This is a genomic window from Micromonospora sp. NPDC005172, assembly GCF_040608555.1.
Taxonomy (GTDB): domain Bacteria; phylum Actinomycetota; class Actinomycetes; order Mycobacteriales; family Micromonosporaceae; genus Micromonospora.
On sequence record NZ_JBEXIL010000064.1, the window covers coordinates 14,621 to 29,752 of the forward strand.

The window sequence follows — 15,132 nt, forward strand, 5'->3', positions numbered from 1 at the left end:
CGCGACAGTTGAGGTGAGCTGGCGGGGGGCGCGGTGCGGTTGACGGGGGTGTCTCGGGAGTCCGGCTGGACCGGGCTGTCCGTGCAGACGACGCTTCCGAACCCGAGCACCCGTCCGGGCCTGCGCCTGCCCGGACGGGTGACGCTCGCCGCCGGGCCGGACGACGTACTCGTCCGCCACGTCCGGCTCGGCCTGGTCACGACGGTCGAGCCGGACGACCCGGCGGCTCCCCGACGTCTCATGCAGTTCTTCCACCTGCCGATCGCCGGGCGGTTCGTCGTCCCCGCGGGCCGTCGACGGGCGGTGGACTTCGCGCTGCCGCTGCCGTGGGAGACGCCGGTGACCACGTTCGGCGGGGTGCCGTTGCTGAGTCTGCGGATGGGCCTGCGGACCGAGGTGTCCGTCGAGCCGGACCTGGACCAGGGGGCGATGGTGCCGGTCTTCGTGCACCCGGTCCCCACCCAGCAGCACGTGCTGGCGGCGTTGGACACGCTCGGCTTCTCGATCCGCCAGGCCGGGCTGGTCGAGGGTGGCCTGCCCGGGGTGGGGCACACTCTCCCGCTGCACCAGCGGTGGGGCTACTGGGTGGGTCCCCTCTACGCCGGCCCGATCACCGAGCTGGAACTGATCTTCGTGACGAACTCGGCGGGCCTCGAAGTGATCACCTGGATGGACCGACGGCTGGCGCTGGCCGGCATCACCCACCAGAGCATCAGCCGGTTCCGGATCTGGCACGCGGACGCCGGTCAGCGGGACTGGGTCGCCACCGTCGACGGCTGGCTCCGCCATGCCGTCAACCGCCACGCCGCAGCCGCCGCCCACGCCGACTGGTCCGCGCAGATCGGCCATTCCGCCCACGTCAGCCGCCATCCCGACGCGCCGATCAAACCGGGCTACGGCCTGGGCGGCACAGCGGGAAGCGGAGGCGTAGGCAGCGGCTCCGGCGGAGGCGACGGCACCTAACCCCACCCCACCCACGCCCGCGCCCACGCCCGCGCCCCACGCCCGCGCCCCACGCCCGCGCCCCACTACCACGCCGATCTTGCACTTACTGTTGTCGCAAAGCGGTGCGAAGAGTGCATATAGACAGCACAAAGTGCAAGATCGCGGAGAGCGGGGAGCGGGGAGCGGGGAGCGGGGAGCGGGGAGCGGGGAGCGGGGAGCGGAGAGGGGTGGGTTAGCCCGCGGTGGCGGTGGCTAGTTTGAGGCTGAAGGCTAGGAAGAGCGTTGCTACCGCCGTGGTGCCGCCCACCGCGAGGCGACGGCGGCGGCGGAACTGGGTCGCCAGGAACGTCCCCGCGAAGATCAGCGCGGTCAGGTAGAGCGCGCTGGCGACCTGGGCGATCAGGCCGAGCAGCAGGAACGACAGTGCCGGCCAGGCATAGTCGGGGTCGACGAACTGGATGAAGAACGAGATGAAGAACAGGATCGCCTTCGGATTCAGCAGGCTGATCACCAGCGCCTTGCGGAACGGGCTGCGCAGCTGCGCCGGCTCGGCGGCGTCGATGAGCCGCGGCGTGCTCGGGTCGTTGCGGTCGCGCCAGCGCCGCCAGGCGCCGCGCAGCATGGTCACCCCGACATAACCGAGGTACGCGGCGCCGGCGTACTTGATCACCAGGAACAGCGGCGGGTACGCCTTGAGCAGCGACGCCACTCCGGCTGCGGAGAGGATCATCAGCACCCCGTCGCCGACGAACACCCCGCCCGCCGCCCGGTAGCCGACGCCCACGCCCCGTTTGGCGGCGGTGGAGAGCACGAAGAGCGAGTTCGGCCCGGGCAGCAGGATGATGGCCACGGTGCCCAGCACGTACGTCCAGATGTCGGTGATCCCCAGCACGCCCGTCATCATCAGGCCGCGGGTGCCGTACCGCGAAGTCTTTTCCGCAGCATGGCCTGTGCGTTCGGCCACTCGTCGACGGTCATCGCGTACTGCACCGTGTCCCGCCAGGAGCCGTCCGGGCGCTGGCGGTGCATCCGCAGCACTCCCTCCCGGGTGGCGCCGAGTCGTTCGATGGCCGCCTGGGAGCGTTCGTTGCGGATGTCGGTGTGCCAGGCGACCCGTACCGCGCCCAGGTCGTCGAAGGCCCGGCCGAGCAGCAGCAGCTTGGCCTCGGTGTTGATTCCGGTACGCCACCAGGGTCGGCCGAGGAAGGTGTGCCCGATCGCCACCGACCGCCGCTCCGGGTCGATCTCGTAGTAGGAGGTGCTGCCGACCACCGTCCCGGTCACCGCGCAGCGCTGCACCCAGGGCACCCGCTCGCCGCGCTGCTGTGCGGCCAGCGCGTCGGCGATGACCTCGGCGGTGCCGGCCGGCTCGGTGGGCCGCGGGACGGTGAGGTGCCGCCAGACGTCGTCGTCGGTGGTGGCGGCGTGCAGGTCGTCGGCGTGCGTCGGGTCCAGCGGCTCCAACCGGACGTGCTCGCCGCTCAGCGTCGCCGGGTCGTGCCAGGGCGTACGGGCCGTTCGGAGGTACGCCGGTAGGGCAGCGGTGACCCCGGCGGCGGGCTGCGGTAGGCCGGCGGTCAGCCTCAGTGGCAGGACGCCGGCCCAGTGCGGCAGGTGCAGGTCGGCTTCGTCCTCGCGGACCCCGCCGGTGCGGGACCGGACGGACACCTCCCGCAGGGGCAGCGCCAGCACTGCGGTCTCGGCCAGTTCGCGCCGGCTCGGTGGGCGACTGTCCGTGCTGCGGCCGGCGCCCACCTTCTCGACGAGCGCGGTGAGCACGGCGCTCTTCTCCTGGGCGTCGGTGACGAGTCGCGCGGTGCCGAGCGCGACCACCGAGCGGTAGTTGGCGCTGTGGTGGAACTGCGATCGGGCGTAGACCAGCCCGTCGAGCAGCGTCACCGCGACGCAGACGGCCAGCCCGTCGCCCCGGGCGGCGAGCAGGGGACGGCTGCCGGTGGAGCCGTGCAGGTAGAGCGTGTCGCCGATGCGGACGTGCAGGGTCGGCAGCACCCGGGGTTCGCCGTCCACGGTGAAGCCGAAGGAGCAGTGGTACGCCTCGTCCAGCACGGCGTGTGCCGCCGCGCGGTCGTAGCTCATCCGGTCGCGGGAGCGGGTCGGGATGGTCCGGGCGGTGGGTGGATACATGCGCGCCCCTTTGTGCTAGTACAATCTCTTGTTTGTGTCAGCACGCTATCAGTTCACCGGGACGACCGCCGTCGCGATTTCGGCCAGCATCGAGTCGGGCGTCCGTACCGGCGCCCTGGCCCCTGGGGTCAGCCTGCCCTCGGTGCGCGCCCTCGCCGCCGACCTCGGCGTCAGCCCGGCCACCGTTGCCCGCGCCTACCAGGAGCTGCGCCAACGTGGCGTGCTCGCCACCGCCGGCCGGCACGGCACCCGCGTCCGCCCGCGTCCACCGGTGGCCGCCCGCCGCTCCGCCCTACGCCCCGCACCACTGCCGGACGCCCGCGACCTGTCCCGGGGCGAGCCCGACCCCCGACTGCTGCCCCCGATCGGCCCGCACCTGGCCGCGCTCGCCGCCGACGTCGGCCCGCCGGTCGGCTACGCGCAGGCCGGAGTGCTCCCGGAGTTGGCCGAGGTCGCCCGCGCCCGGCTGAGCGCCGACGGCGTACCCGTCGAGGACCTCACCCTCACCGGTGGCGCGCTGGACGGCATCGAACGCCTCCTCGGTGCCCACCTGCGCCCCGGTGACGCGGTGGCGGTGGAGGATCCGGGCTGGGCAAATCTGCTCGACCTGGTCGCCGCCCTTGGGCTGCGGTCCATCGGCGTACCCGTGGACGACGAGGGCCCCCTGACCGCCGGGGTGGCGGCCGCGCTGACCGCCGGAGCGCGGGCGCTGGTCGTCACCAGCCGGGCCCAGAACCCGACCGGCGCCGCCGTCTCCGCCGCTCGCGCCACGGAGTTGCGCGCGCTGCTCGCCGGGCGGCAGGACCTGCTGCTCATCGAGGACGACCACGCCGCCGAACTGGCCCGCGTACCCCTGCATCCGCTTGCCGGCGCGGCCGGAAGCTGGGCCTTCGTGCGGTCGGTGAGCAAGCCCTTCGGTCCGGACCTGCGGCTGGCGGTGCTGGCCGGCGACGAGACCACCGTGGCCCGGGTGACCGGTCGGACGCGTGTCGGCGCCGGCTGGGTGTCCACCGTGCTGCAACGGTTGGTGCTCGCCCTGTGGCGGGACCCGGCGGTCGACGAGCTGGTGCGCCGGGCGGCGCAGAGCTACGAGCTGCGGCGCGAAGGGCTGCTGGCCGCGCTGGCCGAGCACGGCCTGACGGCGCACGGTCGCACGGGCATCAACGTCTGGCTGCCGGTTCTGGACGAGACCAGCGCGGTGACCGCGTTGCGCGACGCCGGCTGGGCGGTCGCGCCCGGCGCCCTCTACCGGATCGCCGCGCCGCCAGCCCTGCGCGTCACCATCAGTTCCCTGGCCGTCGAGGACATGACGCCGCTGGCCGCCGCCCTGGCGCGCGCCGCCCATCCCGTCGCACCCTCCGGCTTCGCCACCTGACCCGTCGGCCGGCGACCCGATCGGGCGTTGTCGCGGCACAAGAGGGGTTTGGCGCGTCCGGGGCGGGTATGCGCGCCGACGGAGGTGGCTGACATGGCTTCAGGCGGCAATCGAGGGCTCTGGATCGGGGTCGCGGTCGCGGTCATCGTGATCATCATCGTGCTGATCGCGCTCGCGTCGTGTGGTGGCGGCGGCGGTGGGGGCGGGTACTGACGTGGCGCGGCCACGTTCGGGCCGGGGCGTAAGCGGCAGCGCGTACCGAACGGGTATATAACAAGCGGCATGGCCGAGCAGACCGACGCAGCTCCCGGCGCCCAGCGGTTCATCCCGCCCGAGGCCGACACCATCGACGAGCTGCGGGCGGCCTCGGGCGGCTGTCGCGGCTGCGAGCTGTACCGGGACGCCACGCAGACCGTCTTCGGGCGGGGTGACGAGAGCGCCCGCGTGGTGCTCGTCGGCGAGCAGCCCGGCGACATGGAGGACCAGAAGGGTCTGCCCTTCGTCGGTCCCGCGGGCCGGCTGTTGCGCAAGGCCGTCGACGACGCCGGGCTCGATCCGGCCGCGCTCTACCTCACGAACGCTGTGAAGCACTTTCGTTTCGAGGTGCGCGGCAAGCGGCGCATCCACCAGACTCCGGACCGGATCCACATCACCGCCTGTCGTCCCTGGTTGGTCGCCGAGTTCGCCCGGCTCGACCCGGCGGTCGTCGTGGTGCTCGGCGCCACCGCCGCGAAGGCGCTGCTCGGCCCGTCCTTCCGGGTGACGAGGCAGCGCGGCGAACTGCTGCCCTGGCCCGCGTCGGCCCAGCATCCCGAGGACTTCCAGCGGGTTCCGGTGGACAGCGCCGGCGCGGTGGCGGACGCTCCGCGGACCCGGCTGCTGGCGACCATCCACCCGTCCGCCGTCCTGCGCGCCGACGACCAGGACGCGGCGTACGAGGGGCTGGTCGCCGACCTCACCGTGGCCGCCCGCGCCCTCGCCGGATAATCACCACGGCCGGGGGTACGGCGGCGTCTCCCGACGGGCGACGCGTCACCGGTCGGTGTCGGAGTTCGTGGTGATACCTACCGGAAACGGCGACGCGTGATCGACGTAACACGTCCTCTACAGACTCACCTGAGTCGATCTTGTAGGGGAGGCGTTCATGAGCGATCAGACGCAGTCGACGGTGAGCCGGCGTGGATTCCTACGCGCGGTCGGGATCAGCGGCGGGGCCGGTGCGATGCTCGCCACGATGGGAGCCATGGGTCTCGCGCCCAGCGCCGCCGCCTCGGCGACCCCGGCGTTCCGGGCGCCCGAGCCGTCCGACTTCACCCTGACCGGGCGGCCGGGCGTCAGCGTCGTCGTGCTCGGCGGTGGCATCGCGGGGCTCACCACGGCGTACGAGCTGGGCAAGGCCGGTTACCACTGCACGGTCCTGGAGGCGCGGCACCGTGTCGGCGGGCGGAACCTGACCATCCGGGGCGGCGACGTCGAGACCGACCTCGACGGCCACACCCAGCGGGCCGGCTTCTCCGACGGCGTCTACTTCAATGCCGGACCGGGCCGGATCGCACAGTGGATGGTCACCATGGACTACTGCCGCGAGTTGGGCGTACCTGTCGAGGTCTTCACCAACCAGAACGCCGACGCCTGGATCTACAACGAGTCCGCCGGCATGACGGAGCCGATCCGCTACCGCACCGCCAAGGCCGACGTCTACGGCTACGTGTCGGAACTGCTCGCCAAGGCCACCGACCAGGGTGCGCTGGACGCGCGGCTCACCACCGAGGACCGGGACCGGCTGCTGTCGTTCCTGCAGAGCTTCGGCGCGATCGGTGGACGGGCCAGCGACTGGGCGTACACCGGCACCACCCGGCGTGGTTTCTCCGCGTACCCCGGCGCGGGCAACGACGTGGGGAGCCCGCTCGGCACGCCGCCAGCGCTCTCCGACGTCTTCGCCAGCAACGTGGGCCGGTACTTCTCCTTCGAGTTCGGCTACGACCAGGCCATGCTGATGTTCCAGCCGGTCGGAGGCATGGACCAGATCCCCCGCGCCCTCGCCAAGGCTGTCGGCGGGCATCGCATCCACCTCAACGCCGAGGTGACCGGGGTGACCGACCGGGGCAGCCGGGTCGAGGTGACCTACCGGCAGGGCGGCCGGCAGTCGCAGATCACCGCCGACTACTGCGTGGCCGCCCTGCCGCCACACCTGATGGCCCGGGTGCCGCACAACCTCGGCGCCTCCGTGACCGCCGCGCTGGCCGACTTCCCCGTCACCGCCGCCGGCAAGATCGGCCTGGAGTACCGCAGTCGCTGGTGGGAGACCGACCAGCGGATCTACGGCGGCATCACGGAGACCGATCTGGACCTGTCGCACATCTGGTACCCGTCCTACGGCTACCACGGCAAGCGTGGCCTGGTCGTCGGCTACTACAACACCGGGGCGAACGCCCGGGCGTACAGCGGGCTCACCCCGGAGCTGCGTCAGGAGCGGGCGGTCAGCCAGGGCGTCAAGATCCACGGCGACAAGTACCGCAGCGAGCTGGTCACCTCGTACTCGCACGCCTGGGACCGGACCCGCTACATCGAGGGCGCCTGGACCTCGCCCCGCTACGGCACGGCCGGGTACGACCTGCTGCTCCAGCCGGCCGGGCGGGTCTACTTCGCCGGGGACTGGCTGAGCCACGAGGTGGCCTGGCAGCACGGCGCGTTCGTGGCAGCCCGTGCGGCGGTGTCGGCCCTGCACCAGCGGGTGATGACCGGCTGACCGTCCACCCCGGCCCCTCCCTCCGACGCCGACCAGGATCTGCGCAACTTCGGGGAAACTGCTGCTTCCCCGCGCGCCGAGCCAGCAACTTCCCTGAAGTTGCGCAGATCTTGCGGCGGGCGGGCGGGCGGGCGGGCGGGGCGGCGCCGCCCTGCGGGGCGTTGGCGGGCGGGAGGGGTGCGCGAGGATGGGGGCGTCCCCGTCCTCAAGGAGCGTCGATGGCCACCGAGCTGACCGTGCCGCGTACCGACGACCGACTCGACGTCGCGCCGATTCAGCGGCGCACCATGCGGCTGCTCTTCAGCACCCAGATCATCGGCGGCGTCGGCGTGACCATCGGCATCTCCGTCGGCGCGTTGCTCGCCGCGCGGATCGCCGGCACCGCGGTGGCCGGCGTCGCCCAGAGCGCCGGGGTGGTCGGTGCGGCGCTGCTCGCCGTCCCGGTCACCCGGATCATGGCCCGGCACGGCCGCCGGCCCGGCCTCGTGCTGGCGTACGCGGTGGGCGCCGTCGGCGGCGTCCTGGTGGTGCTGGCGGCGGCCACCCGCTCGGTGCCGCTGCTCTTCCTCGGCATGCTGCTCTTCGGTGGCGGTACCGCCGCCAACCTCCAGGCCCGCTACACGGCCGTGGACCTCGCCGAACCGGCCCGTCGAGGACGCCAGCTCTCGCTGATCGTCTGGGCCACCACCATCGGTGCGGTGGCCGCGCCGAACTTCGCCGCGCTGGCCGATCGGGTGACCACCGGCTGGGGGCTGCCGCCACTGGCCGGCCCCTTCGCGTTCAGCGCGGCGGCGTTCGTGCTGGCTGCCGTCGTACTCCTCGGTCTTCTCAGGCCCGACCCGCTGCTCACCGCGCGGCGACTCGCCGCGTCGCCACCCGCGGCCGCCGCGCCGGTCGGTGTGCGCGCGCCGCGCGGCGCCGGCATGCGGGTGGCCTGGTCGGTGGTACGCGGACAGCCCGCCGCCCGGCTCGGTATCGCCGCCGTGGCGGTGGGTCACCTGGTCATGGTGGCGGTGATGGCGATGACCCCGGTCCGGCTCGGCGAGTCGCACGCCGACGCCGACGTGCTGCGGCTGGTCGGGATCGTGTTGAGTCTGCACATCGCCGGCATGTACGCGTTCTCCCCGGCGGTCGGCTGGCTCACCGACCGGCTCGGCCGGCGGGCGGTGATCCTCGGCGGGGTCGGGTTGCTGCTGGCCGCCTGCGCGGTCGCCGGCACCGCCGGGCACCACACCCCTCGACTCTCGGTCGGTCTGGTCCTGCTCGGGCTGGGCTGGTCGGGGACGATGGTGGCCGGCTCGACGCTGCTCTCCGAGTCGGTGTCGGCCGATGTGCGGCCGAGCGTCCAGGGGTTCTCCGACATGATCATGGGGCTGGCGGGCGCGAGTGCCGCGGTGCTCAGCGGGTTTGTCATGCAGGTGGCCGGTTATCCCGTGCTCACCCTGCTCGCGGCGGTCGCGACCGTGCCCCTGGTGGCGCTAGCGTTGCGCCCGGTGCCGACCGGGGCACCGGGTGAGGAGGACTGATCACGTGCGGCTGACCGACTTCTGGACGCGGTTGGAGGAGGCGTTCGGGCCGGGCTACGCGGCGAGCATCGCCCGGGATCAGGTGCTGTCCCAGCTTGACGGCCGGACCATCGAGCAGGCGTTGGCGGCGGGGGAGCGGACGCACGTGGTGTGGCGGGCGGTCTGTGCCGCGTACCCCGACCGCGTACCCGCTCGACTACGCTGAGCAGCCTTTTCGTCGCCTCCGCGTGTCGCTTGTCGAGTCGTACACCTGTTCGGCTATTGTCCACAGCGGGGTGCTCGTCCACAGCTCGCGGCCCGTCGGCTGGTTTTCTGTCGGACCTAGCGCCTAGCGTGTCCGCGTGACGCGAAGCTCAGCAAAGACGCCGGCGAAGGCAGGGGTGGCAACCATGGCAGCAGGGCCTGACCGGGAGAAGGCACTCGACCTTGCTCTCGCTCAGATTGACAAGCAGTTCGGCAAGGGCTCGGTGATGCGGCTGGGAGAGCGTCCGGTCGTCCAGACCGCCGTGATCCCGACCGGCTCCATCGCGCTCGATGTGGCGCTCGGCGTGGGCGGCCTGCCGCGCGGCCGGGTGGTCGAGATCTACGGCCCTGAGTCCAGCGGTAAGACCACGGTGGCCCTGCACGCGGTGGCCAGCGCCCAGCGGGCCGGCGGCATCGCCGCCTTCATCGACGCCGAGCACGCGCTCGACCCGGAGTACGCGAAGGCCCTCGGCGTCGACACCGACGCGATGCTGGTCTCGCAGCCGGACACGGGCGAGCAGGCGCTGGAGATCGCCGACATGCTGATCCGCTCGGGCGCGATCGACATCATCGTGATCGACTCGGTGGCGGCACTGGTGCCGCGCGCCGAGATCGAGGGCGAGATGGGCGACAGCCACGTGGGTCTCCAGGCCCGGCTGATGAGCCAGGCGCTGCGCAAGATCACCGGTGTGCTCAGCAACACCGGCACCACGGCGATCTTCATCAACCAGCTCCGGGAAAAGATCGGCGTGATGTTCGGCAGCCCGGAGACCACGACCGGTGGTCGGGCGCTGAAGTTCTACGCCTCGGTCCGGCTCGACGTGCGCCGCATCGAGAGCCTCAAGGACGGCACCGACGTGGTCGGTAACCGCACCCGGGTCAAGGTCGTCAAGAACAAGGTGGCCGCGCCGTTCAAGCAGGCCGAGTTCGACATCATGTACGGCAAGGGCATCTCGCGTGAGGGCTCGCTGATCGACGTCGGCGTGGAGCAGGCGATCATCCGCAAGTCCGGCGCGTGGTACACGTACGACGGTGACCAGCTCGGCCAGGGCAAGGAGAAGGCCCGGGAGTTCCTGAAGGAGAACCCGGACGTGGCCGCCGAGATCGAGAAGAAGATCCTGGAGAAGCTCGGCGTGGGGGTCGGCGCGGGCGACGCCGCCGGTGGCCCCGAGCTCCCGCCGGTCGACTTCTGACGGGTAGCTGACACATGGCAGGACGACGCGCCCGTACGGGGCGGGGCTGGGATGCCAGTCCGCCTCGTACGGGCGACGCCGCCGATCCGCCGCGCCCCCGTCGGGGTCGCCAGGCCGAACAGTCGGCTGACGAGCCGGCGGCCACGCCGCCGCGTGACGAGTCCGAGGTGGCCCGCGAGATCTGCCTGCGCCAGCTCGCCGTCCGACCACGTACCCGCGCCGAGCTGGCCGGGGCGCTGGCCAAGCGGGGCATCTCCGAGGAGGTGTCGGCCGAGGTGCTCGACCGGTACGACGAGGTCGGCATCATCGACGACGCCGCGTTCGCCCGTGCGTGGGTGTCGAGTCGGCACAACGGGCGCGGTCTGGCCCGCCGGGCGCTCGCCAACGAGCTGCGCCGCAAGGGCGTGGACGGCGAGGTGGCCACCGAGGCGCTGGGTGAGCTGGACGAGGAGACCGAGGCGCAGACCGCCCGAGCCCTCGTGGAGCGCAAGCTACGTACCGCCCGGGGTGAGCCGGACGCCGTCTTCCGCCGGCTGGTGGGCATGCTGGCCCGCAAGGGCTACCCGCCCGGCGTGGCCATCCGGGCGGTGAAGGACGCCCTCGCCGCGCAGAGCGCGGAGGCGGCGGAGTTCGCCGAGCAGATCGACGCCGACGCCTTGGCCGACGCCGAGGGCGAGTTGGAGCGCGACAACCGCTGACGCCGACCCGCACCGTGATCGTGGACTCTCGATCCCGACATGACGGGCGTTCCACTCATCTCGACAGCCGAGACGGCAAGGCCGGCGCGATCCTCTCACTCGACACCCGGCGCGAGGTCGCAGGTGTCACACTCGCGGCTCGCCTGCGGGACCTGTGCGGTCGCTGAACAGGCATGACATCCCAATCGAGGGCGTCGGCTCGCCGTGTTTGTCCTGCCGTGTCCGACACGACATCAGCTTTGCGTGACGCTGCAACTTCTCTCCGTTCGGGGGGTTTGATCATGAGTCCTTGACCAGACCGCCCTCGGAGACCTAGCCTCGCCATACAGGCTCACATTGCCCGACCAGCGCAGGCTAAGCGCACAACATAGATCTCGTAACAGAACAGCATCACTTTGGCCGACTCCGCGGCCTTTGGCGGCAGTTCCGGACTGGCCGGTCCGGCGCTCCGCGACAACTGCACCCGGTCGCCGACGATGCCCGAGGGCACCGCCGGCGGAGAGAGCTACCCACGGCCAGCCGCTCCGGTCGGGCGTCCACAGCCGCAGGAGTGTGCCCTGGGCACAGTCGCTGCGGTCATGACGTTCAGGGGAGGCGGCCATGGCGGGGCGGCGGCACAGGTTCGCGGATGGACCTCGCGGGGTTCCGGCATGAACGCCCTCGACGTGGTGCTTCTCGCGGCCGTCCTGATCCTCGGCGTGGTCGTGGTCGCGGCGGTGCTGGTCGGCATCCGGGCGCTGCGCCGGATCGGCTCGGCGCCGGCCCCGGAGGATCCCGCCTTCATCGCCGAGAAGGACCGTCAGGAGCAGTCCCTGGCCGCCCTGCGCGACGCGGCCGACCAGGCGAACAGCACGATCGACGTGGCGAAGTCCGCCGCCTCCGCGGCCCGCGCCGAGGCGGCGGGGGCGAAGGCCGAGGCGAAGGCGGCCCGGGCCGAGGCGCGACGGGTGCTCGACGACGCCCGCGCCGAGGCCGACACCGTGCTGGAACGGGCGCACAAGCAGGCCGAGGCGGACGCGGAGCAGCTCCGTACGGCCGCGCGCCGCAGCGGCGAGCGGGAGGTCGCGGTACTCGCCGCCACGACCCGGGAACAGGCCGCCGAGGTGGAGCGCCGGGCAGCCCGGATGGACGAGCGGGAGCGGCTGCACACCGAGGAGGTGGAGCGGTTCGCCGAGCGGGAGCGGCAGCTCACGGCGGCCAGCGCCGCCCTCGCCACCCGGGAGTCCGCGCTCAGTCAGCGCGAGGCCGAGCTGGCCGAGGCCGAGGAGTTGCGCCGCCGGGAGTTGGAGCGGGTGGCCGGTCTGACCGCCGAGTCCGCCCGGCTGGAGCTGATCGAGGCGATCGAGACGTCCGCCAAGCGGGAGGCGGCGCTCCTGGTACGCGACATCGAGTCCGACGCGCGCAACACCGCCGAGCAGCGGGCCCGGCACATCGTCGTGGACGCGATCCAGCGGGTGGCCAGCGAGCAGACCGCCGAGAGCGTGGTCAGCGTCCTGCACCTGCCCGGCGACGAGATGAAGGGCCGCATCATCGGCCGGGAGGGCCGCAACATCCGGGCCTTCGAGTCGGTGACCGGGGTCAACCTGATCATCGACGACACACCCGAGGCGGTGTTGCTCTCCTGCTTCGACCCGGTGCGCCGCGAGGTCGGCCGGCTCACGCTCGAGAAGCTCGTGCTCGACGGGCGGATCCACCCGCACCGGATCGAGGAGGTCTACGACCTCGCCCGCCAGGAGGTGGAGGAACTCTGCCTGCGTGCCGCCGAGGACGCCCTGGTCGAGGTCGGCATCACCGAGATCCACCCGGAGCTGGTGACCCTGCTGGGCCGACTGCGCTACCGCACCTCGTACGGCCAGAACGTGCTCAAGCACCTGGTCGAGACCGCGCACATCGCCGGCATCATGGCCGCCGAGCTGCGGCTGGACGTGCCCACCATCAAGCGGTCGGCGTTCCTGCACGACATCGGCAAGGCGCTCACCCACGAGGTCGAGGGCAGCCACGCCATCATCGGCGCCGACCTGGCCCGCAAGTACGGCGAACACGAGGACGTGGTGCACGCCATCGAGGCGCACCACAACGAGGTGCCGCCGCAGACCATCGAGGCCGTCCTCACGCAGGCGTCCGACGCCTGCTCCGGCGGCCGGCCGGGCGCGCGGCGGGAGAGCCTCGATGCGTACGTCAAGCGGCTGGAGCGGATCGAGGAGATCGCGGCCGGCAAGCTCGGCGTGGACAAGGTCTTCGCCATGCAGGCCGGCCGGGAGATCCGGGTGATGGTGAAGCCGGACGACGTGGACGACATCGGGGCGGCCGTGCTGGCCCGTGACGTGGCCAAGCAGATCGAGGAGGAGCTGACCTACCCGGGTCAGATCCGGGTCACCGTGGTCCGCGAGTCCCGGGTCACCGAGATCGCCCGCTGACCTCCGACAGCGCCGTCCACGATGGCGCCGCTTGATCAACACCAGTTCCGCGATATCGGGGTATCCCGCTGCCGGTGATACCCCGATATCCGGGACGTGACGTCGATCGCGCCGAACCGCCGGAGTCTGCCGGTCGGCCGGCTTCGCGTCAGCCCTGCGGTTCTCCCACGGTGACGCCGCCGGCCCCGTCGGTGCCTGTGGCCCGGTCGGCACCGGTGGCCACCCGGCGCTGCGCGCGGATCCCGCGTCGCTGGCTGCGCCGGTCGAGCCAGTTGGCCAGGGCGGTGAGCAGGGAGTTGATCACGATGTAGATCGCCGCTGCCACGATCGCCGCGGCGACGATGTTGCCCTTGTTCGCGGCGAGGTCGTTGACCCCGCGCTGGAGCAGTTCCGGGTAGGCGACGATGTAGCCGAGCGCGGTGTCCTTGAGCAGCACGACGAGTTGGCTGACGATGACCGGCAGCATCGCCCGGGCCGCCTGCGGGACGAGGATCAGCTGCATGACCTGGCTCTTGCGCATGCCGATCGCGTACCCGGCCTCGGACTGGCCAGCCGGCAGCGAGCGGATCCCGGCGCGGAACGCCTCCGCGAGGACCGAGCCGTTGTACAGGGTCAGCCCGATCACGACGGCCCAGAAGGCGGTGACCGGCGCCTGGATCAGGAAGGGCACGCCGTAGAAGACGAAGAAAATCATGATGAGGAGCGGCACGGCACGGAAGAACTCGACCACGGCGCCGGCGGGGATGCTGATCCAGCGTCGCTCGGAGAGCCGGCCGACCGCGAAGACGATGCCGAACGTCAGCGAGAGCACCATGCCGACCGCAGCGGCCCACAGCGTGGCGCGCAGGCCGGGCCAGATGAACTGGGTCCAGGTCGCCGCCTCGGTGAAGGGCTTCCAGAGCGCGCCCTCCCACTGGCCCGCCTCGTCGAACTTCGCGTAGACCCACCAGGCCAGTCCGGCCAGGGCGACTCCGAAGACGACGGTCAGCACTGCGTTGCGGATCTTTGCCCGGGGGCCCGGGTGGTCGTAGAGGACGGAGTCGGTGCTCATCAGCGCTTCACCGCCAGTCGGTTGGCCAGCCAGCCGAAGACGTAGCCGGTGGGGATCAGGAACGCGGCGAAGGTGCCGGCGAAGACCAGGAAGATCGGGATGACCGCGTCGCCGTTGCTGTTGATCAGGTCCTTCATCACGGTCGAGGACTCCATCAACCCGATCGTCCCGACGATCGTGGCGTTCTTGCAGAGCGCGATGAGGATGCTGCCCAGCGGTGCGATCACGGAACGCGTGGCCTGGGGCAGCACCACGATCCGCAGCGTCTGGGCGAAGGTGAGGCCGATCGCCCGGGCCGCCTCGGCCTGCCCGGTGGGCACGGTGTTGATGCCCGATCGCAGCGCCTCGCAGACGAAGGAGGCCGTGTACACCGACAGCCCGACGACGCCGAGCCAGTAGTTGTTGCGGTTCAGGTCGTCGGAGAGGCTCAACCCGAGTGTGGAGTACAACCCGAAGAAGCAGAAGAAGATGACCAGCGTGAGCGGCGTGTTGCGGAAGATGTTGACCCAGGCCGTGCCGAACCCGCGCAGTACCGGCACGGGCGAGACCCGCATGGCGGCGAGTAACACGCCGAGGACCAGCGCGAACACCGCCGACACGCCGGTCAGCTTGAGGATCCAGAGAAAGCCCGACAGGTAGGCGTCGAAGTTAGTCGGATCAGCGAATACGTGCACGCGTCGGCTCCCAGGGGCAGGTCGTCGGCGTCGTCACGGGTCGGGGGCCGACACCCGGTCGCGCCGATGGCGATGGCCGTGCTGCCCGACCGCCGCGTGCTGTACGTCCAGCGCGG

At 71.9% G+C, this 15,132-nt stretch carries 13 protein-coding genes; 9 read left to right on the forward strand and 4 right to left on the reverse strand.

Going from position 1 to position 15,132, the window contains the following annotated elements; genetic code table 11:
* Nucleotides 1–33 precede the first annotated feature (33 nt).
* A complete protein-coding gene (locus ABZV06_RS28800; protein ID WP_355234737.1) occupies nt 34–963 on the forward strand; it encodes a sporulation protein in 930 nt (309 codons plus the stop codon).
* A gap of 214 nt (nt 964–1,177) precedes the next feature.
* Here the strand turns inward: ABZV06_RS28800 and leuE are convergent, their stop codons facing one another.
* Nucleotides 1,178–1,849: a leucine efflux protein LeuE gene (leuE, locus tag ABZV06_RS28805; RefSeq protein WP_355625351.1), complete on the reverse strand. Its 672-nt coding sequence runs from the start codon at nt 1,847–1,849 to the stop codon at nt 1,178–1,180.
* Nucleotides 1,849–3,090: a bifunctional pyridoxamine 5'-phosphate oxidase family protein/GNAT family N-acetyltransferase gene (locus tag ABZV06_RS28810; protein WP_355625353.1), complete on the reverse strand. Its 1,242-nt coding sequence runs from the start codon at nt 3,088–3,090 to the stop codon at nt 1,849–1,851. Before ABZV06_RS28810 ends, leuE begins: the two co-directional genes overlap by 1 nt.
* A 34-nt stretch (nt 3,091–3,124) precedes the next feature.
* Here ABZV06_RS28810 and ABZV06_RS28815 point away from each other — a divergent pair, with 34 nt between their 5' ends.
* The 8 genes from ABZV06_RS28815 to rny all read left to right on the forward strand — a co-directional run bounded on the left by ABZV06_RS28815 (nt 3,125) and on the right by rny (nt 13,291).
* Nucleotides 3,125–4,465: an aminotransferase class I/II-fold pyridoxal phosphate-dependent enzyme gene (locus ABZV06_RS28815; protein ID WP_355625355.1), complete on the forward strand. Its 1,341-nt coding sequence runs from the start codon at nt 3,125–3,127 to the stop codon at nt 4,463–4,465.
* 282 nt (nt 4,466–4,747) lie between these two features.
* Nucleotides 4,748–5,452, forward strand: coding sequence for a UdgX family uracil-DNA binding protein (locus ABZV06_RS28820; protein WP_355625357.1), 705 nt, complete (start codon nt 4,748–4,750; stop codon nt 5,450–5,452).
* A 157-nt stretch (nt 5,453–5,609) separates the two neighbouring features.
* Nucleotides 5,610–7,214, forward strand: coding sequence for an FAD-dependent oxidoreductase (locus ABZV06_RS28825; RefSeq protein WP_355625359.1), 1,605 nt, complete (start codon nt 5,610–5,612; stop codon nt 7,212–7,214).
* A gap of 218 nt (nt 7,215–7,432) precedes the next feature.
* Nucleotides 7,433–8,740, forward strand: a complete 1,308-nt coding sequence (locus tag ABZV06_RS28830) for an MFS transporter (RefSeq protein WP_355625361.1) — start codon at nt 7,433–7,435, stop codon at nt 8,738–8,740.
* Between the two features lie 4 nt (nt 8,741–8,744).
* Complete coding sequence (locus ABZV06_RS28835) at nt 8,745–8,945, forward strand: DUF3046 domain-containing protein (RefSeq protein WP_355234710.1); 201 nt, start codon at nt 8,745–8,747, stop codon at nt 8,943–8,945.
* Between the two features lie 184 nt (nt 8,946–9,129).
* The gene (gene recA / locus ABZV06_RS28840; protein WP_355234707.1) at nt 9,130–10,176 is read left to right on the forward strand and encodes a recombinase RecA; all 1,047 of its coding nucleotides are present in this window, start codon (nt 9,130–9,132) and stop codon (nt 10,174–10,176) included.
* A 14-nt stretch (nt 10,177–10,190) separates the two neighbouring features.
* Nucleotides 10,191–10,874 (forward strand): regulatory protein RecX, encoded by a 684-nt coding sequence (locus ABZV06_RS28845; RefSeq protein WP_355234704.1) that lies wholly within the window; start codon nt 10,191–10,193, stop codon nt 10,872–10,874.
* A gap of 650 nt (nt 10,875–11,524) precedes the next feature.
* A complete protein-coding gene (rny, locus tag ABZV06_RS28850; protein WP_355625363.1) occupies nt 11,525–13,291 on the forward strand; it encodes a ribonuclease Y in 1,767 nt (588 codons plus the stop codon).
* Between the two features lie 148 nt (nt 13,292–13,439).
* Here rny and ABZV06_RS28855 read toward each other — a convergent pair whose 3' ends face one another.
* Entirely contained in the window at nt 13,440–14,342 is a 903-nt protein-coding gene (locus ABZV06_RS28855; RefSeq protein WP_355234698.1) for an amino acid ABC transporter permease, read from the reverse strand.
* Nucleotides 14,342–15,016 carry an amino acid ABC transporter permease gene (locus ABZV06_RS28860; protein WP_355625365.1) on the reverse strand — a complete coding sequence of 225 codons (675 nt, stop codon included), beginning with the start codon at nt 15,014–15,016 and terminating at the stop codon, nt 14,342–14,344. Before ABZV06_RS28860 ends, ABZV06_RS28855 begins: the two co-directional genes overlap by 1 nt.
* Nucleotides 15,017–15,132 lie beyond the last annotated feature (116 nt).